The 19,797-nt window shown below is 59.8% G+C and carries 19 protein-coding genes; 7 read left to right on the top strand and 12 right to left on the bottom strand.

Annotation, left to right across the window (positions count from 1 at the left end; translation table 11 throughout):
- Positions 1–12: 12 nt before the first annotated feature.
- Positions 13–1,527: a threonine ammonia-lyase, biosynthetic gene (gene ilvA, locus ACSQ87_RS02190; protein ID WP_150659040.1), complete on the bottom strand. Its 1,515-nt coding sequence runs from the start codon at positions 1,525–1,527 to the stop codon at positions 13–15.
- A gap of 147 nt (positions 1,528–1,674) precedes the next feature.
- On the opposite strand from ilvA, the gene rpiA reads away from it, so the two are divergent.
- Positions 1,675–2,349 carry a ribose-5-phosphate isomerase RpiA gene (gene rpiA / locus ACSQ87_RS02185; protein ID WP_111448403.1) on the top strand — a complete coding sequence of 225 codons (675 nt, stop codon included), beginning with the start codon at positions 1,675–1,677 and terminating at the stop codon, positions 2,347–2,349.
- A 127-nt stretch (positions 2,350–2,476) separates the two neighbouring features.
- Here rpiA and ACSQ87_RS02180 read toward each other — a convergent pair whose 3' ends face one another.
- The 4 genes from ACSQ87_RS02180 to ACSQ87_RS02165 form a co-directional block, all read right to left on the bottom strand.
- Positions 2,477–3,394: an SdiA-regulated domain-containing protein gene (locus ACSQ87_RS02180; RefSeq protein WP_436273269.1), complete on the bottom strand. Its 918-nt coding sequence runs from the start codon at positions 3,392–3,394 to the stop codon at positions 2,477–2,479.
- A 7-nt stretch (positions 3,395–3,401) separates the two neighbouring features.
- The gene (locus ACSQ87_RS02175) at positions 3,402–4,331 is read right to left on the bottom strand and encodes an SdiA-regulated domain-containing protein (RefSeq protein ID WP_436273268.1); all 930 of its coding nucleotides are present in this window, start codon (positions 4,329–4,331) and stop codon (positions 3,402–3,404) included.
- 230 nt (positions 4,332–4,561) lie between these two features.
- Positions 4,562–5,227 (bottom strand): fumarylacetoacetate hydrolase family protein, encoded by a 666-nt coding sequence (locus ACSQ87_RS02170; RefSeq protein ID WP_046053735.1) that lies wholly within the window; start codon positions 5,225–5,227, stop codon positions 4,562–4,564.
- Positions 5,228–5,263: 36 nt separating this feature from the next.
- Positions 5,264–6,658, bottom strand: a complete 1,395-nt coding sequence (locus tag ACSQ87_RS02165; RefSeq protein WP_436273267.1) for an FAD-binding oxidoreductase — start codon at positions 6,656–6,658, stop codon at positions 5,264–5,266.
- A gap of 204 nt (positions 6,659–6,862) precedes the next feature.
- Between ACSQ87_RS02165 and serA the strand changes: the two genes are divergently transcribed.
- A complete protein-coding gene (serA, locus tag ACSQ87_RS02160) occupies positions 6,863–8,092 on the top strand; it encodes a phosphoglycerate dehydrogenase (RefSeq protein ID WP_223429473.1) in 1,230 nt (409 codons plus the stop codon).
- 63 nt (positions 8,093–8,155) lie between these two features.
- Here serA and ACSQ87_RS02155 read toward each other — a convergent pair whose 3' ends face one another.
- Entirely contained in the window at positions 8,156–8,581 is a 426-nt protein-coding gene (locus ACSQ87_RS02155) for a DUF4399 domain-containing protein (RefSeq protein WP_223429474.1), read from the bottom strand.
- A 135-nt stretch (positions 8,582–8,716) separates the two neighbouring features.
- Here ACSQ87_RS02155 and ACSQ87_RS02150 point away from each other — a divergent pair, with 135 nt between their 5' ends.
- Positions 8,717–9,301, top strand: coding sequence for a transporter substrate-binding domain-containing protein (locus tag ACSQ87_RS02150; protein WP_223429475.1), 585 nt, complete (start codon positions 8,717–8,719; stop codon positions 9,299–9,301).
- 226 nt (positions 9,302–9,527) lie between these two features.
- Here the strand turns inward: ACSQ87_RS02150 and ACSQ87_RS02145 are convergent, their stop codons facing one another.
- Positions 9,528–10,013 (bottom strand): DUF523 domain-containing protein, encoded by a 486-nt coding sequence (locus ACSQ87_RS02145; protein ID WP_223429476.1) that lies wholly within the window; start codon positions 10,011–10,013, stop codon positions 9,528–9,530.
- A gap of 2 nt (positions 10,014–10,015) precedes the next feature.
- Positions 10,016–10,648 carry a 2OG-Fe(II) oxygenase gene (locus ACSQ87_RS02140; protein ID WP_223429477.1) on the bottom strand — a complete coding sequence of 211 codons (633 nt, stop codon included), beginning with the start codon at positions 10,646–10,648 and terminating at the stop codon, positions 10,016–10,018.
- 108 nt (positions 10,649–10,756) lie between these two features.
- Here ACSQ87_RS02140 and ACSQ87_RS02135 point away from each other — a divergent pair, with 108 nt between their 5' ends.
- Positions 10,757–11,509: a DUF2059 domain-containing protein gene (locus ACSQ87_RS02135; protein ID WP_436273266.1), complete on the top strand. Its 753-nt coding sequence runs from the start codon at positions 10,757–10,759 to the stop codon at positions 11,507–11,509.
- A gap of 118 nt (positions 11,510–11,627) precedes the next feature.
- Here the strand turns inward: ACSQ87_RS02135 and ACSQ87_RS02130 are convergent, their stop codons facing one another.
- Positions 11,628–12,575 (bottom strand): alpha/beta hydrolase, encoded by a 948-nt coding sequence (locus tag ACSQ87_RS02130; protein ID WP_223429479.1) that lies wholly within the window; start codon positions 12,573–12,575, stop codon positions 11,628–11,630.
- 97 nt (positions 12,576–12,672) lie between these two features.
- Between ACSQ87_RS02130 and ACSQ87_RS02125 the strand changes: the two genes are divergently transcribed.
- Positions 12,673–13,254 carry a DUF6436 domain-containing protein gene (locus ACSQ87_RS02125; RefSeq protein WP_436273265.1) on the top strand — a complete coding sequence of 194 codons (582 nt, stop codon included), beginning with the start codon at positions 12,673–12,675 and terminating at the stop codon, positions 13,252–13,254.
- A gap of 108 nt (positions 13,255–13,362) precedes the next feature.
- A complete protein-coding gene (locus ACSQ87_RS02120; RefSeq protein ID WP_436273264.1) occupies positions 13,363–15,774 on the top strand; it encodes a penicillin acylase family protein in 2,412 nt (803 codons plus the stop codon).
- A gap of 135 nt (positions 15,775–15,909) precedes the next feature.
- Here the strand turns inward: ACSQ87_RS02120 and ACSQ87_RS02115 are convergent, their stop codons facing one another.
- Positions 15,910–16,875: a GlxA family transcriptional regulator gene (locus tag ACSQ87_RS02115; protein ID WP_436273263.1), complete on the bottom strand. Its 966-nt coding sequence runs from the start codon at positions 16,873–16,875 to the stop codon at positions 15,910–15,912.
- Positions 16,876–17,212: 337 nt separating this feature from the next.
- Between ACSQ87_RS02115 and ACSQ87_RS02110 the strand changes: the two genes are divergently transcribed.
- Positions 17,213–17,854, top strand: a complete 642-nt coding sequence (locus ACSQ87_RS02110; RefSeq protein ID WP_046045159.1) for an HD domain-containing protein — start codon at positions 17,213–17,215, stop codon at positions 17,852–17,854.
- Positions 17,855–17,994: 140 nt separating this feature from the next.
- Here ACSQ87_RS02110 and ACSQ87_RS02105 read toward each other — a convergent pair whose 3' ends face one another.
- Positions 17,995–18,888 (bottom strand): ABC transporter permease subunit, encoded by an 894-nt coding sequence (locus ACSQ87_RS02105; RefSeq protein ID WP_150659053.1) that lies wholly within the window; start codon positions 18,886–18,888, stop codon positions 17,995–17,997.
- On the bottom strand, positions 18,885–19,766 hold the full coding sequence (locus ACSQ87_RS02100) for an ABC transporter permease subunit (RefSeq protein ID WP_223429611.1): 882 nt from the start codon (positions 19,764–19,766) through the stop codon (positions 18,885–18,887). Before ACSQ87_RS02100 ends, ACSQ87_RS02105 begins: the two co-directional genes overlap by 4 nt.
- Positions 19,767–19,797: the final 31 nt, after the last annotated feature.

Genomic DNA, 19,797 nt, shown 5'->3' with positions numbered 1-19,797 from the left:
CAGCGTAGCCGCTCAGCCGAGAAACAGCTGATAGGCCGGGTTGTCACTTTCGTCCCAATACGGGTAGCCGATTTCTTCCAGCGCTGCGGGCACCAGGTGGCGTTCATCGTGAGGCACTTGCAGGCCCGCGACCACACGACCATCCGCCGCGCCATGGTTGCGGTAGTGGAACATCGAGATGTTCCAGCGCCCGCCGAGCTTGTTGAGGAAGTTGAACAGCGCGCCCGGGCGCTCCGGGAATTCGAAGCGCAGAATCACTTCATCAACCACATGAGCCGCACGGCCGCCGACCATGTGGCGGATGTGCAACTTGGCCAATTCGTTGTCGGTCAGGTCGAGCACCGGGAAACCCTGCTCGGTCAGGCTGGCCAGCAGCGCACTGCGCGGATCGTTTTCCGGGTGCGTCTGCACGCCAACAAAGATGTGCGCCTCGCTGCCGGTGTTGTAGCGGTAGTTGAATTCGGTGATCTGGCGCTTGCCGATGGCTTCACAGAACGCCTTGAAGCTGCCCGGTTTCTCGGGGATGGTCACGGCAATGATGGCTTCGCGACCCTCGCCCAGTTCGGCGCGCTCGGCAACGTGGCGCAGGCGGTCGAAGTTGACGTTGGCGCCAGAGTCGATGGCCACAAAGGTGTGACCGGTGACGCCGCGTTGCTCGACGTATTTCTTGATCCCGGCCACGCCCAATGCGCCGGCAGGTTCAGTGATCGAGCGGGTATCGTCGTAGATGTCCTTGATCGCCGCACAGATTTCATCGGTGCTGACGGTGATCACTTCATCGACATAGTCTTTGCAGATATCAAAGGTGTGCTGACCGATCTGCGCCACTGCGACGCCATCGGCGAAGAGACCCACGGTCGGCAGGATCACGCGCTCGCCAGCGGCCATGGCGGCTTGCAGGCAGTTGGAATCGTCCGGCTCGACGCCGATGATTTTGATTTCAGGCCGCAAGTACTTCACGTACGCCGCGATGCCGGCGATCAATCCGCCACCGCCCACCGGGACGAAGATCGCGTCCAGACGGCCAGGGTGCTGGCGCAGAATCTCCATCGCCACCGTGCCCTGCCCGGCAATGGTGTGGGGATCGTCGTAAGGGTGGATGTAGACGTAGCCTTTTTCGTCGACCAGTTTCAGCGAGTAAGCCAGGGCTTCCGGAAACGAATCCCCGTGCAGCACCACTTTGCCGCCACGGGAACGCACGCCTTCGACTTTGATTTCCGGGGTGGTCTTGGGCATCACGATGGTCGCTTTCACGCCCAACACTTTCGCCGCCAGGGCCAGGCCTTGCGCGTGGTTGCCCGCGGAAGCAGTGACGACACCGCGAGCACGCTCTTCATCGGAAAGCTGGGTGAGCTTGTTGTAGGCGCCACGAATCTTGAACGAGAACACCGGCTGCAAGTCTTCGCGCTTGAGCCAAATGTTGTTGCCCAGCCGCTCGGAGAGCTGGCGGGCAGTCTGCAATGGGGTTTCTACGGCAACGTCATAAACGCGCGAGGTGAGGATCTTTTTGACGTACTGTTCGAGCATCGGAAAGCATCACTGAGCGGGTTGGGCAGGGCCAAGGAGTCTAACCCGGCTTTCGGGCGGGCGACCACACGAATCAAGAGGTTTTAGCCCGGCATGGGGCTATAATGCCGGCCTTTCCGTTCTCCCCTTGCCCGCTTCGGAGCCCGCATGACCCAGGATCAACTCAAACAGGCAGTGGCTCAGGCCGCCGTCGACTTCATCCTTCCGAAACTCGACGACAAGAGCATCGTCGGGGTCGGCACCGGCTCCACCGCCAACTGCTTCATCGACGCACTGGCCAAGCACAAAGGCGCGTTCGACGGCGCGGTCGCCAGTTCCGAAGCCACCGCTGCCCGCCTCAAGGGCCACGGCATTCCGGTGTATGAGCTGAACACCGTCAGCGACCTGGAGTTCTACGTCGACGGCGCCGACGAAAGCGACGAGCACCTGAACCTGATCAAGGGCGGCGGCGCAGCCCTGACCCGCGAGAAGATTGTGGCGGCCGTGGCCAAGACCTTCATCTGCATCGCCGACGCCAGCAAACTGGTGCCGGTACTCGGCGCGTTCCCGCTGCCGGTGGAAGTGATCCCGATGGCCCGCAGCCACGTGGCCCGCGAACTGGTGAAGCTGGGCGGCGACCCGGTCTACCGTGAAGGCGTGCTGACCGACAACGGCAACATCATACTCGACGTGTTCAACATGCAGATCACCAACCCGGTGGAGCTGGAGACGCAGATCAACGCCATCGTCGGCGTGGTCACCAATGGGCTGTTCGCGGCACGTCCGGCGGATTTGCTGCTGCTGGGCACCAGCGAAGGCGTGAAAACCCTGCGCGCCCAATAATCAGACACGCAGATAAACCTGTGGGAGCGAGCCTGCTCGCGATAGCGGTCTTTCAGTCAACATCTCTATCGACTGACACGGCCTCATCGCGAGCAGGCTCGCTCCCACATTGGTTTTGGGGCGTTTGTCAGGGTTGTGCTAGTTTTTTGAAGACGTAGAACAGGTTCGGCTCGCTCACCAGGTACATCGTGCCGTCGTCATCCATGGCGATCCCTTCTGCTTGTGGCACTGTCTTCTGCAACCCCTGACGCCCCTTGCTCAGTGACAGGGTACTCAGCGGTCGCCCGCCCACATCCAGTTCCAGAATCAGCCGCGACTCATCCGACAACGCCAGCAAATGGCCGCTGCGCTCGTCGTATTGCAGGCTCGACAGGTCCGTCACGAACATCCCGGCATCGCGCTTGGGGTTGTTCACTACGTGCACTGCGTAGGATTTTTCCGGGTTGTAATGGGGAAAGCCGTGCACTTCGTAGATCAGCATCGGGTCGCGTTCCTTGGCGACAAACAACCGCTTGCCCACCGAGTCGTAAGCGAGACCTTCGAAGCCCTTGTTGCCGCTCATGTGTACGCCAAGGGTCATCTGCTCGGCATCCGCTGCGTCGAGGAACGTTGTGTCGCTCTCCAGATGAATCTTGATCAGCCGCTGCTGACGCTCGTCAGTGATCACGTAAGTGTCGGCGCTGATGAATTCCACGGCTTCAGGGTCGCCAAACCCGATCAGCGCAATGCGTCGAATAATCTGGCCGTCCAGCGACAGTTCGATCAGCTCTGAGTTTTTGTTGGTGACGGTGAACAGGCTTTTGCGCACCGGATCGAAGGTCAGCGCCGAAACATCGTCGGCCAGCCCGACAATGACTCGCGCCTCGACCGCTACCTGGTACTGATCCAGACCGATGGACTGACCGTTCATGGGCTGCCAAAGGGTGTGCAGGTTGAACCAGGCGCGCTCGAACAGGCGCAGGTACTGGCCGGCCGCAACCAGCGCGATCAACGCTATGACCGACAGGATCAAAAGCAGAGGCTTGGGGCGGGCAAGTCGACGCATTCAGGCCTTATTTCTGCTTTTCGAAGCGATAGAACAGGTTCGGCTCACTCACCATGTACAGCGTGCCCGCCTCGTCCATGGTCACGCCTTCGGCGCGAGGAATGGTCTTCTTCAAACCATTGAAGCCGCCCAGCAAGGTCATGAAACTGACCTGCTCGCCCTTCTCGTCCAGCTCCAGCAACAAGTGGGAGTCGGCAGACAGCACCAGGGTATGCCCGGTGCGCGGGTCGATGGCCAGCGCCGAGAGGTTGCGGATGTCCAGTTCATCACTGGTGAGTTTTTGCTTGTCGCCCTTCAGGCTCTGGCTGCCATCGCTTTTCCAGCTAAACAGTGCTGGCGGACGCTCTTCACCCAGCAGGATTTGCTGATTGCGCGAATCCCAGACGATGGCTTCGAAGGCCTTGTTCTGGTCTTTCGAAGGACCGAGGTCGTATTTCGGGAAGTCAGCGATGTTCAGCTCGCGGGTATCGGCATCGACCTTGACGATGGAGAGCATGTGTTCGCGCTCATCGACGATGGCCAGCAAACCGTTGCCCATCACAGTCACGCCTTCCGGGTTGCTCCAGCCCACCAGCGGCATCTTGCGCAGCACGTCACCCTGCAATGTCAGCTCTACGAGGAACGGGTTCTTGCCCATGACCGAGAACAGGGTTTTGGTTTGAGGGTTGTAGGCCAGGTCCGACGCTTCGTCCTTTTCCATGCCCGGCAGCAGTTTGGCGTCGATCACTGCCCGGTAATCCGGTAGCCAGACACTCTGCTGACGTTCGGCGGGGCTTTCGAAACGCTCCAGCACCCAAAGCACACCACGGTCATCCCAATGCATCGCAAACGCGAGGCCATACGCGGCAGCGGCTACCAGCAAAAGCCAGGAATACCAACGCAGGACAAAGCGCGAGCGGCGGGCAGTTTTAAGCTTGGGCAGTGGTTGGGTGACCATCGAGGGATGCGTTCCAGAAATTCAGGCTAAGGGTAATAGCACAATTGGGACCGGCTAAGACGCCGCAAGTCCCGGAATTATCCGGACGAGATGTGAAAAAAACGGGAAATGGCGGGAAAGCCCTGCATGGGCAGCCAAGATCAAAAGATCGTCCGAACGCGGCCCGAACCTGCGGCAGCTCCTACAGAGATTGGTGTAGGAGCTGCCGCAGGCTGCGATCTTTTGCTTTTTTAGCGGACGCTGCTGGTGAAGCTGCTGGCGCCTGGCAATTCAATCACCAGTTCGTCACCGACATTCAGCGGACCGACGCCAACCGGCGTACCCGTCAGGATCACGTCACCGGCCTGCAGCGAGAAGCAGCCGGCCATGTGCTGGATCATCGGCACGATCGGGTTGAGCATTGCGCTGCTGTTGCCATCCTGGCGCACTTCGCCGTTGATGGTCAGGCGGATGCCAATGTCGGTCAGGTCAGCGAACGTGCTGCCGGACACGAACGGCGCAATCACCGCCGCACCGTCGAAGGACTTGGCGATTTCCCACGGCAGGCCCTTGGCTTTCAGCTCGGCCTGCTTGTCGCGCAGGGTCAGGTCCAGGGCCGGGGCGAAACCGGAGATGGCATCCAGCACTTCTTCACGGCTCGGTTTGGTCGACAACGGCTTGCCGATCAACACCGCGATTTCCGCTTCGTAATGAACCGAACCACGCTCGGTCGGAATGCTGAAACCACCTTCCAGCGGCACCACGCAACTGCCCGGCTTGATGAACAGCAGCGGCTCGGTAGGCACCGGGTTGTCCAGTTCCTTGGCGTGTTCGGCGTAGTTACGGCCAATGCACACCACTTTCCCCAGCGGGAAGTGAATACGCGTACCGTCGACATACTGGTGCTGATAGCTCATTACCGACTCCTGTTTCGTAGCTCTTAAATTCAAAAGTCAAACAGCGAAAATTTTGCCCGGGTTCATGATGCCGTTCGGGTCGAACACCGCTTTGACGGCTTTCATGTACTCGATCTCGACCGGCGAGCGGCTGTAGGTCAAGTAGTCACGCTTGGTCATGCCCACGCCATGTTCGGCGGAAATCGAACCGTTGTACTTCTCGACGGTTTCGAACACCCACTTGTTGACGGTCGCGCACTTGGCGAAGAACTCGTCCTTGCTCAGGTTTTCCGGCTTGAGGATGTTCAAGTGCAGGTTGCCGTCGCCGATGTGGCCGAACCAGACGATTTCGAAATCCGGGTAGTGTTCGCCGACGATCGCGTCGATTTCCTTCAGGAACGCCGGGACTTTCGACACAGTGACCGAAATGTCGTTCTTGTACGGCGTCCAGTGGGAAATGGTTTCGGAGATGTATTCGCGCAGCTTCCAAAGATTTTGCAGCTGGGTTTCGCTCTGGCTCATCACGCCGTCCAGCACCCAGCCCTGCTCGACGCAGTGCTCGAAGGTTTCCAGGGCGTGGTTGGCCACTTCTTCGGTGGTCGCTTCGAATTCCAGCAATGCGTAGAACGGGCAATCTGTTTCGAATGGCGCCGGAACATCGCCACGAGCCATGATTTTGGCCAGGGCTTTATCGGAGAAGAATTCGAAGGCAGTCAGGTCGAGCTTGCTCTGGAACGCGTGCAACACCGGCATGATCGAGTCGAAATCGGCCGTGCCGAGGACCATGGCGGTGAGGTTTTTCGGGGCACGGTCCAGACGCATGGTGGCTTCGACCACGAAACCGAGGGTGCCTTCAGCGCCGATGAACAGCTGACGCAGGTCGTAACCGGTGGCGTTCTTGATCAGGTCTTTGTTCAGTTCCAGCAAATCGCCTTTGCCGGTGACCACTTTCATGCCAGCGACCCAGTTACGGGTCATGCCGTAGCGAATCACCTTGATCCCGCCGGCATTGGTGCCGATATTGCCGCCAATCTGGCTCGAACCTGCCGAAGCGAAGTCCACCGGGTAATACAGGCCTTTTTCTTCGGCGACGTTCTGCAGGTGTTCGGTGACTACGCCCGGCTGGCAGACCGCGGTGCGGTCGGTCATGTTCACGTCAAGGATCTGGTTCATGTAGTCGAAGGACACAACGACTTCGCCATTGGCGGCCACGGCAGCGGCGGACAGCCCGGTGCGACCGCCGGACGGTACCAGCGCAATTTTGTGCTCATTGGCCCAACGGACAATGGCCTGGACTTGCTCGGTGGTCTTGGGGAACACGATGGCGGTCGGGGCCGGGGCGAAATGCTTGGTCCAATCCTTACCGTAAGCATTCAGGGAGTCGGCATCGGTCAGCACCTTGCCAGGCTCAACCAGGGTCTTCAGCTCTTCAATCAGGGCAGGATTGGTCATCGACAGAACTCTCGAACAATTCATGGTCATCCTGAGAACGCTTCACGTCGCAGGAATGAGTGTTTAGCGGGGTGCATATGCTAGCATACCGACCCCGCAGGATAGTGCCCAACGGCTATTCTGTGGCGACGGCTTTCCTGCCGTCCGGGTCAGCGTCTGCTGGCTATTTCCTGCCATTTTTCTCCGGGATACAGGTTTACGCAGATGAGCAAGACTTCTCTCGATAAGAGCAAGATCAAGTTCCTTCTTCTCGAAGGCGTCCACCAATCGGCTGTCGACGTCCTCAAGTCGGCGGGCTACACCAGCATCGAGTACCTCACAGGTTCTCTGCCGGAAGCCCAGCTGAAGGAAAAGATCGCTGATGCTCACTTCATCGGCATTCGCTCCCGCACTCAACTGACCGAAGAGATCTTCGATCACGCGAAGAAACTGGTCGCTGTCGGCTGTTTCTGCATCGGCACCAACCAGGTTGACCTTAATGCTGCCCGCGAACGCGGCATCGCAGTGTTCAACGCTCCGTACTCCAACACTCGCTCCGTTGCCGAGCTGGTGCTGGCCGAAGCGATCCTGTTGCTGCGCGGCATCCCTGAGAAGAACGCTTCCTGCCACCGTGGCGGTTGGATCAAGAGCGCAGCCAACTCCTTCGAAATCCGTGGCAAGAAGCTCGGCATCGTCGGTTACGGCTCGATCGGTACTCAACTGTCGGTCCTGGCTGAAGGCCTGGGCATGCAGGTGTACTTCTACGACACCGTGACCAAGCTGCCATTGGGCAACGCGACTCAGGTCGGTAACCTGACCGAGCTGCTGGGCATGTCCGACATCGTCACCCTGCACGTTCCGGAAACCGCAGCGACCCAGTGGATGATCGGCGAGAAAGAAATCCGTGCGATCAAGAAGGGCGGCATTCTGATCAACGCGGCTCGCGGCACTGTTGTTGAACTGCAAGCGCTGGCGGACGCGATCAAGGACAAGCACCTGATCGGCGCGGCCATCGACGTATTCCCGGTAGAGCCTCGCTCCAACGAAGAAGAGTTCGAAAGCCCGCTGCGTGGCCTGGACAACGTGATCCTGACCCCGCACATCGGCGGTTCTACCGCTGAAGCGCAAGCCAACATCGGTCTGGAAGTGGCTGAGAAACTGGTCAAGTACAGCGACAACGGTACCTCGGTGTCCTCGGTCAACTTCCCGGAAGTGGCCCTGCCGGCTCACCCTGGCAAGCACCGTCTGCTGCACATCCACGAGAACATTCCGGGTGTGATGAGCGAGATCAACAAGGTCTTCGCCGAAAACGGCATCAACATTTCCGGTCAGTTCCTGCAGACCAACGAGAAAGTCGGCTACGTCGTGATCGACGTCGACGCCGATTACTCGGAAATGGCCCAAGAGAAGCTGCAGCACATCAACGGCACCATTCGTTGCCGCGTGTTGTTCTGATAGTGACTTGAGCGACAAAAAAAGGAGACCTTCGGGTCTCCTTTTTCATGGGCGCGACTGATGTTACTTAACGTTGACGGTGATTTTCTCCGACACGATCGGCGGATCGAACGGCATGTGGCCGCTATCGCCCAGTTCCAGCTGCAAGGTGTGTTTGCCCGGCGTCAACGTTACTTCAGCCTGGGTCTGCGCCTTGCCGAAATGCAGGTGGTTGGCATCGTTGGGGATCGGCGCACCGGCGGCTGGCAGTTCATCGACATCGATCAGCAAGTGGTGATGGCCGGTGTTCTTGGTGACATCGCCCGCTGGCGCCAGCGCAATGTTCTCGACAGCGAACTTGACGACGACGGTTTGCGGAACACTAGCTCCGTCCGCAGGAGAAACGATGGACACTTCTGCACCTTTGGGAGCCGGTGTAGCAGCCGTTGCCAGCATCGAAGCACCCATCAACAGGCCAGCCAATGCTGCTCGTGACATAAAGGTTTTCATTCTCTTCTCCAGTTTTTCCGTAAAATCCGCGTGGCCATGACAACTTCATGGCCATTCGTTGTCGAAGGCACTCGACAACCATAGCAAAGCGAGCCTGAATCAGAGCATCGCGATAAATGAATTCAAGGAGTGACCATGCGTTTTTTGCCTGGCCTGATCTGCCTGCTACCCCTTCTGAGCCCTTTGGCTCATGCCGAACTGATTGACGATGTAAACGACCGAGGCGAATTGCGTATTGCCCTTGAGGCTAATACACCGCCCTTCAATTTCAAGGAAGACGGCAAACTTACGGGTTTCGAAGTCGAATTGGGGCAACTGCTGGCTGACGAACTGGACGTACGGGCCGACTTCGTCGTTACCGATTCCAGCGATCTGTTGCAAGGTGTTGAATCCGGCAAGTACGACGTCGCCATCAACCACATAGCAATGACCCCGGACCTCGAGGATCGTTTCGACTTCAGCGAACCTTACATTCACACCAACGCGCAATTGATCGCGCAGAAGGAAGAGCCACGCTCAATCCTGCTGGTGCAATCGCTGACTGAAGAAAAGCCAAAAGACCGCTCGCCGGTTAGCCTGGCGATTCCGTTTCAGAAAGGTAACCCGGCGTTTCATGCCAGCCTGGAGAACGCGCTACAGCGGATCAAGGCGGATGGGCGATTGGAGGCACTGGAACAGAAGTGGTTGGGGGCGGATACGGGTGTGGCGCCCAAGCCTTAAGAATTTTGTCGCTCTTTAGATCCAGCCCCTCACCCTAACCCTCTCCCCAAGGGGTAGAGGGGACTGACCGAGGTGTTTGGAGCTATCCATCGACCTGAAAAATCGTGTCGATTATGGATTCAGTAAAAATCGTTCAGGTCGCGAAATTTCTTCAGTTCCCCTCGATCAGTCCCCTCGCCCCTCGCCCCTCGGGGAGAGGGTTAGGGTGAGGGGGATGGATTCTGGATCAGCCCAAAGCATCCAAAGCCACCGCTGCCTCAACCAACTCCAGCTCACTGAAGACTTGTACGCCATGGCGCCTGAGCAACGCCGCAGTCACGCCCTCGCCACTCACCTTCACACCACTGAACGTCCCGTCATACGTCAACAAATTCCCGCAAGACGGGCTGTTGGCCTTGAGCACGGCAATGCGGATGCCGTGCTTTTGCACCAGCTCCAACGCCTGATACGCCCCCGAGAGAAACTCGGCGCTGACGTCCTCGCCCTCGGTGGTGAACACTGAGGCGTGGCCATCAAGCACTTCACCACCCTGCCCGCCCGGAATCTCTGCCGCCGCCCTCGGCGTCGGCAACCCGCCAGCAACTTCCGGACACAACGGCACCACCCGACCTTCATCAAGCCACTGCTGAAGTTGATCGAACGGCCCACTGGCCCCTCCGTCGTAACGTACGCGGTGGCCCAGCAGACAGCGGCTTACCAGAATTTTTTGCATGATCAGAACGGCTCGTTGCCACGCCGCCGGAACCAGCCGGTCAACGACAGGCGATCCCGGGTCGCGGGCAGGACTTCGTGGGGCACTTCACCCGACAGAAACACCACCAGACATCCGCCGGCGGGCACCACATCATGTTCGACGCCTTCACCCAGGTACATACGCAACTGGCCGCCGTGCTCGGGCAGCCAGGCGTCATTGAGATAGACCACCGCCGACACCGTGCGCCGGTCGTCGTCGCGGAAACGGTCGACATGCTTGAGGTAGAACGCGCCGGGCGGGTACAGCGCGAAATGGCTTTCGAAATCTTCCAGGCCCAGAAACAAACCGCGATTCATCGCCTCGCGCAAGCTGTCCATCAAATCCAGATAGCTGTCGCACGCCAACGCCTGGCCGGGCTCGATCCACTGGATATGGTCGCCGCGAATCCCCTCGCGAATCTCGGATGTTGCCCCTCGACCCACGGCGGCCGGGGCCAATTCGCCCTCGGCAGCACGTTTACGGCACTCAGCCGCCAGTTCCCGGGTCAGACCCAGAGGAAGGAAAATATTCTGCTGCGACCAGCCGTGCTCAGCCAGGTCGTCGACGATACGTAACAGCAGCGGGTGATCAGAGGGTATTCGCATGCCGCGCATAGTATTCCTGTGCCTGAAAATCCGACAGAGCCGCGCAGCGGGTTGATACGAATTCTCGACAAGGACGAATGCCACACGGAGAATAGTCGCCTGCTGACAGGAGTCCCTATGCGCCGTTTGCTTTTTTCACTGTTGATGTTCTGTGTATTGCCCGCTTGGGCAGACGGCCACGACCAGTTGTACAAGGTCGCCGGTTGGCCAGAACAACGCGCGCATTTCAATGACGCTCTTTCGGCCGCTCAGCAGCGGTACCAGAACAGCCTGCCGCCGGCAGTGTTCCAGGCGCTGGTGAATAACAGCAATCAGCGCTTTGCCCCCCAAGCGGTGGACCAGCGCGCCGAAGCGCAATTGCGCGAGACCCTCGCCGATCCAAAACCTGCGCTGACGTTCTTTCAGTCACCCTTGGGCAAGAAAATCGTGGCCGCCGAATTGCTCGCGACCCGTCGCGATCAGCTGGCAAAAAACGCCAAGGGTTTACCCAGGATCCAGGCCAGCGACAGCCGCATGCTGATCATCGGCCATCTGGCCCAGGCCTTGCCCGCTCGCGAGGCTGGCGCGGAAGTCAGCCTGGCGATTGCCGGCGTCGCGGCCGACAGCCTCAGTTCGATGATCCCCGGCCTGCTCGGCGGTGGTCAGGCTCAAGGCATGTTGAACGGTCAGCGTCAGCGCTTGATGGACCAGATCGGCAGCGACCTGAACAACACGCTGTTGTATGTCTATCGCGACCTGTCGGATGAAGAACTGGAAGAGTTCGCGACCTTCGCCGAGTCCACCGAGGGCAAGGCTTATTACCAGGCAGCATTGGCAGCGATTCGCGCAGGGCTGGCGGTGGGGCAGGATACTTCAAGTCTTCGCCAGTGATATTCGGCGCCTGAAAGGGCCCCTTCGCGAGCAAGCCCGCTCCCACAGTGACCGAGTACGTCTGAACAACTCGGTCACTGTGGGAGCGGGCTTGCTCGCGAAGGGGCCGCCACAGCCGCTAAAGATTCCGGCCTTTAATCCGCTTCGTCAAAAACCCGAAATACTCCCGCCGCAACGCCTGCGTCTCATTCGCCAGGTGATGCCGCGCCTCAGGCAACATCAACACCTGCGGCCGATCGAACTTGCTCCGCAATACTTCAAGGTTATGCTCCCAGTCCACGGTCATGTCCGCCTGCCCCTGCACAATCAGCGGTCGCCGCATGCTGTACGGTGCGGCTTCGATGCGTTTGATCCAGCGCGCCAACGCACCGACCCAGGCGGTCGGCAAACGGAGCGGCTGCAACGGATCGGCTTGCAGGAACGGCAGAAAATCCGGGTCGTTGGAGTTCTCGCTGAAGCGCCGGGCGATGGCTTTGACGAAAGGCTTGAGCAGGTAATAGCTGAGTTGCGACCAACCCCAGGCCCGCGGCCTTACCAACGGCGACAGCAGAATGACCTGACCTTGCGCCGGACTGCTGGCGCCCTGATTGAGCACATGATCGATCACGATCGCGCCGCCAGTGCTTTGCCCGCACAAGTGCCACGGCTGCGGCAGATCGAGGGATTGCGCTTCGGTGAACAACCCTTGCAGCGTGTCCTGATACTCGGTGAAATCCTTGATGCTGGCCCGTTCGCCACTGGACAGCCCGTGTCCCGGCAGGTCGCAGGCAATCACCGCGAAATTCTGATCCAGCGCCCATTCGATCACATGCCGGTAAAGCCCGGTGTGATCGTAAAAACCGTGGAACAAAAACAGCGTCGCCTTCGCCCGCTCGGGCCACCAGACCTGGCTGACCACTTCATAACCATCGACCGCGAAACGTCCAAGGCCACTGCGCACGTTGCGACCCGCAAAATCCAGCCCGTAGAAACGCTGGTAAGCCAGCGCTTCCACCGACAGCGGCTGCCAGTCGGCCAGCGGCCGCAGGCTGGCACGCAGATGATCGGAGTCGAAAGTGGCAGACATGAGCAATTCCAGAACGCGAAACGGACTTTATGGGCCTGCGATATTCATCTGTTGGGGCAAGCATGGCAAGCTAGCGCACCTTCGAGGACTGAAATCCATGCGCTCGCCCTACCGCGCCACACTGCTTGCCAGCCTGCTCGCCCTCGTGTGTGCCGGCGTGCTGTGGGCTGCTTACGACTGGTTTGAGGGGCGCTACTTGCGAGCATTCAGCGAGCACACCGCGGTGTTCTCCGGCGACCCGCTGCGCCTGCCCGACAATCTCGCCGGCCCCGGCGCCATCCGCCTCGTGCACTTCTGGGACCCGGCCTGCCCGTGCAACGTCGGCAACCAACAACACTTGAGCGAACTGGTTGAGCACTATGCACCGCAAGGCGTGGAGTTTTATGCGGTACAAAAGCCTGGCAGCCACGGTCAGTTACCGAGCACCTTAAGCAGCCTGAAAAGCATCGCCGTCCTGCCAGGCTCCGAACAGATTCCCGCCAGCCCGGCCGTCGCGATCTGGGATCGCAGCGGCAAACTGGCGTATTTCGGCCCGTACAGCGAAGGCCTGACCTGCAATTCGAGTAACAGCTTTATCGAACCGATTCTGCAAGCGTTGAGCGAAGGCCGCGCGGTGAGTGCCACGCACACACTGGCCGTGGGTTGTTACTGCCCGTGGCCCGTCGACGCAGTGAAGTAAGGCGGACAGGAGACGCGAATCCCTCCTAAGTGCGATGGCCATGTCGCCAAGCCGTGTTAAACAGTGGCGCCAGGGAACTGCAGCCACTGATAACAACAAGGAATCACCATGAAACGTAGCCTGACCGTCCTCGCCCTGCTGGTTGCCGCGCTCGCCGCAGGTGCAGGCTGGTACGTTTTCAGCAAGCAGCCGACACGCCAGGGCATGGTGGAGCTGCAACACCTGCAAGGTTCGGTCACCGTGCGCTACGACGAGCGCGGCATCCCGCACATCCGCGCCGAGAACGAAACCGACCTGTACCGTGCGCTCGGGTACGTGCACGCCCAGGACCGGCTGTTTCAGATGGAAGCCCTGCGCCGCCTCGCCCGGGGTGAACTGGCCGAAGTCCTGGGCCCGAAACTGCTCGACACCGACAAGCTGATGCGCAGCCTGCGCATTCGCGAACGTGCCGACATCTACCTGGCGAACATGGACAAACAGTCGCCGGCCTTTATCGCCATGCAAGCCTATCTGGATGGCATCAACCAGTATCAGGACAGCCATCCAAAACCTGCGGAGTTTGATGTACTGGGCATCCCCAAACGCCCGTTCACCGCCCAAGACACCATCTGCATCACCGGTTACATGGCCTACAGTTTTGCCGCAGCGTTTCGCACCGAACCGTTGCTGACCTACGTGCGCGATCAGTTGGGCGCCAACTACCTGAACGTCTTCGATCTCGACTGGCAGCCCAAGGGCGTGCTGGCGAAAAACCGCAGCGGTGCCCTGCCACCCCTCGCCAGTACCGACTGGAAAGACCTCAACGCCCTCGCCCGTCTCAGCGAACAGGCACTGGCCGACAACGGTTTGCCGCAGTTTGAGGGCAGCAATGCCTGGGCCGTCTCCGGTAGTCGGACCAAAAGCGGCAAACCGCTGTTGGCCGGCGACCCGCATATCCGTTTTTCCGCGCCGTCGGTGTGGTATGAAGCGCAGCTCTCGGCGCCCGGTTTTGAGCTCTACGGCCACTATCAGGCATTGATGCCGTTCGCCTCTCTCGGGATGAACCGCGACTTCGGCTGGAGCATCACCATGTTCCAGAACGACGACCTGGACCTGATCGCCGAAAAGGTCAACCCAGACAACCCCAATCAGGTCTGGTATCGCGGCAAGTGGGTGGACATGGTGACCAGCGAACAGCAGATCGCGGTCAAGGGCCAGGCACCGGTGACACTGGTGCTGCGCCAGTCGCCCCACGGGCCGATCGTCAACGATGCGCTGGGCAGCAGCGTCGGTAAAACCCCGATCGCCATGTGGTGGGGTTTTCTCGAAAGCCAGAATCCGATCCTTGAGGGCTTCTACCAGCTCAACCGCGCCGACACCCTGGCCAAGGCGCGCAGTGCCTCCGCAAAGGTTCAGGCGCCGGGTCTGAACATCGTCTGGGCCAACGCCAAGGGCGACATCGGCTGGTGGGCAGCGGCGCAATTGCCGAAACGTCCGGCGGGTGTGCGTCCGGGGTTCATTCTCGATGGCAGCACCGCCGACGCGGACAAGGAAGGTTTTTACCCGTTCAGCGCCAACCCACAGGAAGAGAATCCGGCACGCGGTTACATCGTCTCGGCCAACTTCCAGCCAGTGTCGCCGACCGGCATGGAGATTCCCGGTTACTACAACCTGGCCGATCGAGGTCAGCAGCTCAATCGCCAACTCAGCGACAAAACCATCAAGTGGGATCTGGACGCCAGCCAGAAGCTGCAACTGGGCACCACCACCGCCTACGGCCCGCGCCTGTTGGCGCCTTTGTTACCGGTATTGCGTGAGGTGGTGAGTGATCCCGCCGAACTCAAACTGGTCGAGCAACTGGCCCAGTGGAAAGGCGACTACCCGCTCGATTCCACCAGCGCCACGCTGTTCAACCAGTTCCTGTTCAACCTGGCTGACGCGACGATGCACGATGAGCTGGGCAATGACTTCTTCGAGACGTTGCTGTCGACCCGGGTGATTGATTCTGCACTGCCTCGCCTGGCCGCAACGGCCGATTCACCGTGGTGGGACAACCGCAACACCCTCGGCAAGGAAACCCGCGCCGATACGGTCAAGGTTGCCTGGCAGGCGAGCATTGCTCACCTCAAAACCACCCTCGGCGCCGATTTCGCGCAATGGCAGTGGGGCAAGGCGCACACGCTAACGCATGGCCATCCGCTGGGGCAGCAAAAGCCGCTGGACCGTATCTTCAATGTCGGCCCGTTCGCGGCACCTGGCACTCACGAAGTACCGAACAACCTTTCGGCCAAAATCGGCCCGGCGCCGTGGCCAGTAACTTATGGTCCTTCGACCCGCCGCCTGATCGACTTCGCCGACCCGACCCACAGCCTGACCGTCAACCCCGTTGGCCAGAGCGGCGTACCGTTCGACAGCCACTATGACGACCAGGCTGAGGCGTACATCGAAGGGATCTACTACCAGGCGCATCTCAATGATGAAGAAGTCACCGCCAACACGCGGAGTACGTTGAAGCTGTTGCCGGCGCGGGCTGCGCAATAGATTTTCGTTGGCCGGGCTGACGCCTTCGCGAGCAAGCCCGCTCCCACATTGAACCGTGTCTGCCTGGGCAACTCGGTCAACTGTGGGAGCGGGCTTGCTCGCGAAGAGGCCCTGACAGGCAACAAAAGTAATGGCTCAAACCATCGCCGCAAAGTTCAGCCTGAACTGCTGTGGCGTCACGCCCAGCCTGCGGTTGAACACACTGCGCATGTGCTGGGCATCGCGAAATCCGCACTGATAAGCCACGGTCTTCAGCGGCGAGTGGGTGCTTTCAAGCAGCACCCGCGCTGCGTCCACTCTGGCCCGTTCGACGAATTCCGCCGGGGTGATTTTCGCCTCTTTGGTAAACACCCTGGAAAAGTTGCGGGCGCTCATGTTGGCGGCGTTGGCCAGGTCGGCAATCGTCAGATCGCCCGTCAGGTTGGCCAACACGTAGAGCTGCGCCAACGCCACCGCCGAAGTGGGTTCGGCGTGTGGCGTGAGGAATGGGCTGAACTGTGACTGCCCGCCCGAGCGCTGAGTGAACACCACCAGTCGCTTTGCCACACTCAGCGCTACTTCCGGCCCGTGATCCCTGGCCAGCAGGTACAGCGACAGATCAATCCCGGCCGTGACACCCGCCGAGGTGTAGAGCTCGCCGTCCTCCACGTAAAGGCGATCCGCCTCGACCTGAGTCGACGGGCACAACTGCGCCAGCGCCGCGGCGTCGCCCCAGTGGGTGGTGACCGTTCGCCCTTCCAGCAATCCGGCCCTGGCGAGCATGAACGCGCCGTTGCAGATCGAACCAAAGCGTTGCGCCTGCGCGCAGGCATCGCGCAGCCAGGCATCGAATGCCGCACCGAAATCCATGAACGGCAACTGCGGCCCACCGGCCACCAGCAGCAAGTCATAGGCCTCCAGTGCTTCACTGAAATGCCGATGGGCATTGAGCGACAAACCGTTGGAACACGCCATCATCCCGCGCTCGACGCCGATCACCTCCAGTCGATAGTGATCGGCCGGCTCAAGGAAACGATTGGCTTCGCAAAACACATCCATGGGACCGGTGACGTCCAGAGACTGAACGCCGGCGAAGACCACGATGGCAACGGTTTTACTCATGGCTCAATTGCCTCTATGGATCACGCTTACCTGTGGCGAGGGAGCTTGCTCCCGCTCGGTTGCGCAGCAATCGCAAAACCGCCAGACACTGTGCGCCTGACAAAACTCGGTTGTAAATCTTGGGGCCGCTTCGCAGCCCAGCGGGAGCAAGCTCCCTCGCCACAAAAGCGTGCTCATCGACAGCAACCCTAGCCAATCCGTGACCAACAAGCGAGGTTGGCACGATATGCATGCTCATTGGCCGGGATCGCAGCCATGGATCGATTGTCCGGTTTCGGGTGCGCGGACAGACTGATCCCATCAGCGCCGCCACGGCGTTCCCCACGAGGACAGCACCATGAGCAGCACCATCGCCGGTATCAAAATCCCTGACAGCGCGTTGGCCAAGGCCACCACGGAATACATTCGCGACGTCGAATCAGACCTGTTGTATCACCACTCGCGTCGGGTGTTTCTGTTCGGCGCCTTGAGCGGTGAACGCAAGCAACTGGCCTACAACCCCGAACTGTTGTACGTCGGCGCGATGTTCCATGACTTGGGTTTGGTGGAGGGTCATCGCACTGACGACGAGCGTTTCGAAGTCGATAGCGCCAACGCTGCCAAAGCGTTCCTCAAACCTTACGGTTTGTCCGACGACGATATCGAGCAAGTGTGGCTATCGATTGCTCTGCACACCACACCGGGCGTGCCGCAACATTTGCGGCCAAACGTGGCGCTGGTCACCGCTGGTGTCGAAATGGATGTGCTGGGCATCGATTACGCGGCGTTCCCCAGCGCGCAACGCGAAGAAGTGGTGCATGCCCACCCGCGTGGCGAAGGGTTCAAGGAGTGCATCCTGTGTGCGTTCGCCAATGGCTTCAAACACAAGCCGGACACCACTTTCGGCACCGTAAACGCGGATGTGCTGGTCGACAGTGAGCCGGGGTTCAAGCCGATGAACTTCGTCGAGATTATCCGCAAATCCCCTTGGGTGGCATAAACCAATGTGGGAGCGGGCTTGCTCGCGAAAGCGGTGTGTCAGTCAACATGGATGTTGAATGTCAGTCCGCCTTCGCGAGCAAGCCCGCTCCCACATTGGATCTGGGTTGACCACACTGTTGTGGTCAACCCGGCATTACTTCAAGCAGCTTCCGGCGCCTGCTGGGCGCGACGCACGTCCGGTTGTTTCCAGGAGTCGGCAGCGCCTTCTTCGATCGCCTGCTGAATCGCGCGTTTGCGACTTTCTTCGGCACGACGGCTGAAGAACCAGACCAGGAAGGTCATCAGCGATACCGCCAGCAAAATCAGACTGGCCACGGCGTTGATCTCGGGTTTCACGCCCAGACGCACCGCCGAGAACACTTCCATCGGCAGGGTCGTGGAACCCGGACCGGACACGAAGCTCGCCAACACCAGGTCATCCAGCGACAGCGCGAACGACATCATGCCGCCGGCCCCCAACGATGGTGCGATCATCGGGATGGTGATCAGGAAGAACACCTTCCACGGCCGCGCACCAAGGTCCATGGCCGCTTCTTCGATGGACAGGTCCAGCTCACGCAAGCGCGCCGAGACCACCACCGCCACATACGCCGCACAGAACGTGGTGTGGGCGATCCAGATGGTGATGATGCCGCGCTCCTGCGGCCAACCGATCATCTGCGCCATCGCCACGAACAGCAGCAACAGCGACAGACCGGTGATCACTTCGGGCATCACCAGCGGCGCGGTGACCAGGCCACCGAACAGCGTGCGACCTTTGAAGCGGGTGATACGGGTCAGGACGAACGCGGCCAATGTACCCAGCGCCACCGCCGCCACCGCCGTGTAGCAGGCGATTTCCAGCGAGCGCACCACCGAGCCCATCAGTTGGGTGTTGTCCATCAAGCCGACGTACCACTTGATCGACCAGCCGCCCCACACCGTCACCAGTTTCGAGGCGTTGAACGAATAGATCACCAGGATCAGCATCGGCGCGTAGATGAACAGCAAACCCAGCACCAGCATCAAGCTTGAGAAACGGAAGCGCTTCATTCTTTACCCTCCATTTCTTTGGCCTGACTGCGGTTGAACAGAATGATCGGCACAATCAGGATCGCCAGCATCACCACCGCCAGGGCAGACGCCACCGGCCAGTCACGGTTGTTGAAGAACTCTTGCCAGAGCACTTTACCGATCATCAGGGTTTCCGGGCCGCCGAGCAGTTCCGGGATCACGAACTCGCCCACCACTGGAATGAATACCAGCATGCAGCCCGCGACGATGCCGTTCTTGGACAGCGGAATGGTGATTTTCCAGAAGCTGTTGAAGGTGCTCGAGCCCAGGTCAGATGCGGCTTCCAGCAAGCTGGCGTCGTGTTTCACCAGGTTGGCGTAGAGCGGCAGGATCATGAACGGCAGGTACGAATAAACGACGCCGATGTACACCGCGAGGTTGGTGTTGAGGATCTGCAGCGGTTCGTCGATCCAGCCCATGCTCATCAGGAAACCATTGAGCAGACCGTTGTTGCTGAGGATGCCCATCCACGCATAAACGCGGATCAGGATCGCGGTCCAGGTCGGCATCATGATCAGCAGCACGAGTACCGTTTGCAGCTCTTTGCGGGCACTGGCAATGGCGTAGGCCATCGGGTAGCCGATCAGCAAACAGAGGATGGTGCTGATCAGCGCCATCTTCAACGAGCCGAGGTAGGCGGCGATGTACAACTCGTCGCCGGCCAGCATCGCGTAGTTGCTCAGGTTAAGCAGCAACTGCACTTTTTGGTCGAGGTAGCTGTAGATCTCGGTGTACGGCGGAATGGCCACGTCGGCTTCGGCGAAGCTGATCTTCAGGACGATGAAGAACGGCAACATGAAGAACATGAACAGCCAGATGAACGGAACCCCGATGACCAACTGGCGGCCACCGGGAATTATTCGATTGAGACGGCGTTTGAGTTTGCGC

This window comes from Pseudomonas sp. LjRoot277 (genome assembly GCF_964253845.1).
Classification (GTDB): Bacteria; Pseudomonadota; Gammaproteobacteria; order Pseudomonadales; family Pseudomonadaceae; genus Aquipseudomonas.
Note: the sequence above shows the minus strand (reverse complement) of the source record. Positions and strands in the feature narration are given on the sequence as shown.

Excerpts from the sequence above, each read along its gene's own strand:
- ilvA (WP_150659040.1), bottom strand. The coding sequence starts at position 1,527 with ATGCTCGAACAGTACGTCAAAAAGATCCTCACCTCGCGCGTTTATGAC.
- rpiA (WP_111448403.1), top strand. The coding sequence starts at position 1,675 with ATGACCCAGGATCAACTCAAACAGGCAGTGGCTCAGGCCGCCGTCGAC.
- ACSQ87_RS02180 (WP_436273269.1), bottom strand. The coding sequence starts at position 3,394 with ATGCGTCGACTTGCCCGCCCCAAGCCTCTGCTTTTGATCCTGTCGGTC.
- ACSQ87_RS02175 (WP_436273268.1), bottom strand. The coding sequence starts at position 4,331 with ATGGTCACCCAACCACTGCCCAAGCTTAAAACTGCCCGCCGCTCGCGC.
- ACSQ87_RS02170 (WP_046053735.1), bottom strand. The coding sequence starts at position 5,227 with ATGAGCTATCAGCACCAGTATGTCGACGGTACGCGTATTCACTTCCCG.
- ACSQ87_RS02165 (WP_436273267.1), bottom strand. The coding sequence starts at position 6,658 with ATGACCAATCCTGCCCTGATTGAAGAGCTGAAGACCCTGGTTGAGCCT.
- serA (WP_223429473.1), top strand. The coding sequence starts at position 6,863 with ATGAGCAAGACTTCTCTCGATAAGAGCAAGATCAAGTTCCTTCTTCTC.
- ACSQ87_RS02155 (WP_223429474.1), bottom strand. The coding sequence starts at position 8,581 with ATGAAAACCTTTATGTCACGAGCAGCATTGGCTGGCCTGTTGATGGGT.
- ACSQ87_RS02150 (WP_223429475.1), top strand. The coding sequence starts at position 8,717 with ATGCGTTTTTTGCCTGGCCTGATCTGCCTGCTACCCCTTCTGAGCCCT.
- ACSQ87_RS02145 (WP_223429476.1), bottom strand. The coding sequence starts at position 10,013 with ATGCAAAAAATTCTGGTAAGCCGCTGTCTGCTGGGCCACCGCGTACGT.
- ACSQ87_RS02140 (WP_223429477.1), bottom strand. The coding sequence starts at position 10,648 with ATGCGCGGCATGCGAATACCCTCTGATCACCCGCTGCTGTTACGTATC.
- ACSQ87_RS02135 (WP_436273266.1), top strand. The coding sequence starts at position 10,757 with ATGCGCCGTTTGCTTTTTTCACTGTTGATGTTCTGTGTATTGCCCGCT.
- ACSQ87_RS02130 (WP_223429479.1), bottom strand. The coding sequence starts at position 12,575 with ATGTCTGCCACTTTCGACTCCGATCATCTGCGTGCCAGCCTGCGGCCG.
- ACSQ87_RS02125 (WP_436273265.1), top strand. The coding sequence starts at position 12,673 with ATGCGCTCGCCCTACCGCGCCACACTGCTTGCCAGCCTGCTCGCCCTC.
- ACSQ87_RS02120 (WP_436273264.1), top strand. The coding sequence starts at position 13,363 with ATGAAACGTAGCCTGACCGTCCTCGCCCTGCTGGTTGCCGCGCTCGCC.
- ACSQ87_RS02115 (WP_436273263.1), bottom strand. The coding sequence starts at position 16,875 with ATGAGTAAAACCGTTGCCATCGTGGTCTTCGCCGGCGTTCAGTCTCTG.
- ACSQ87_RS02110 (WP_046045159.1), top strand. The coding sequence starts at position 17,213 with ATGAGCAGCACCATCGCCGGTATCAAAATCCCTGACAGCGCGTTGGCC.
- ACSQ87_RS02105 (WP_150659053.1), bottom strand. The coding sequence starts at position 18,888 with ATGAAGCGCTTCCGTTTCTCAAGCTTGATGCTGGTGCTGGGTTTGCTG.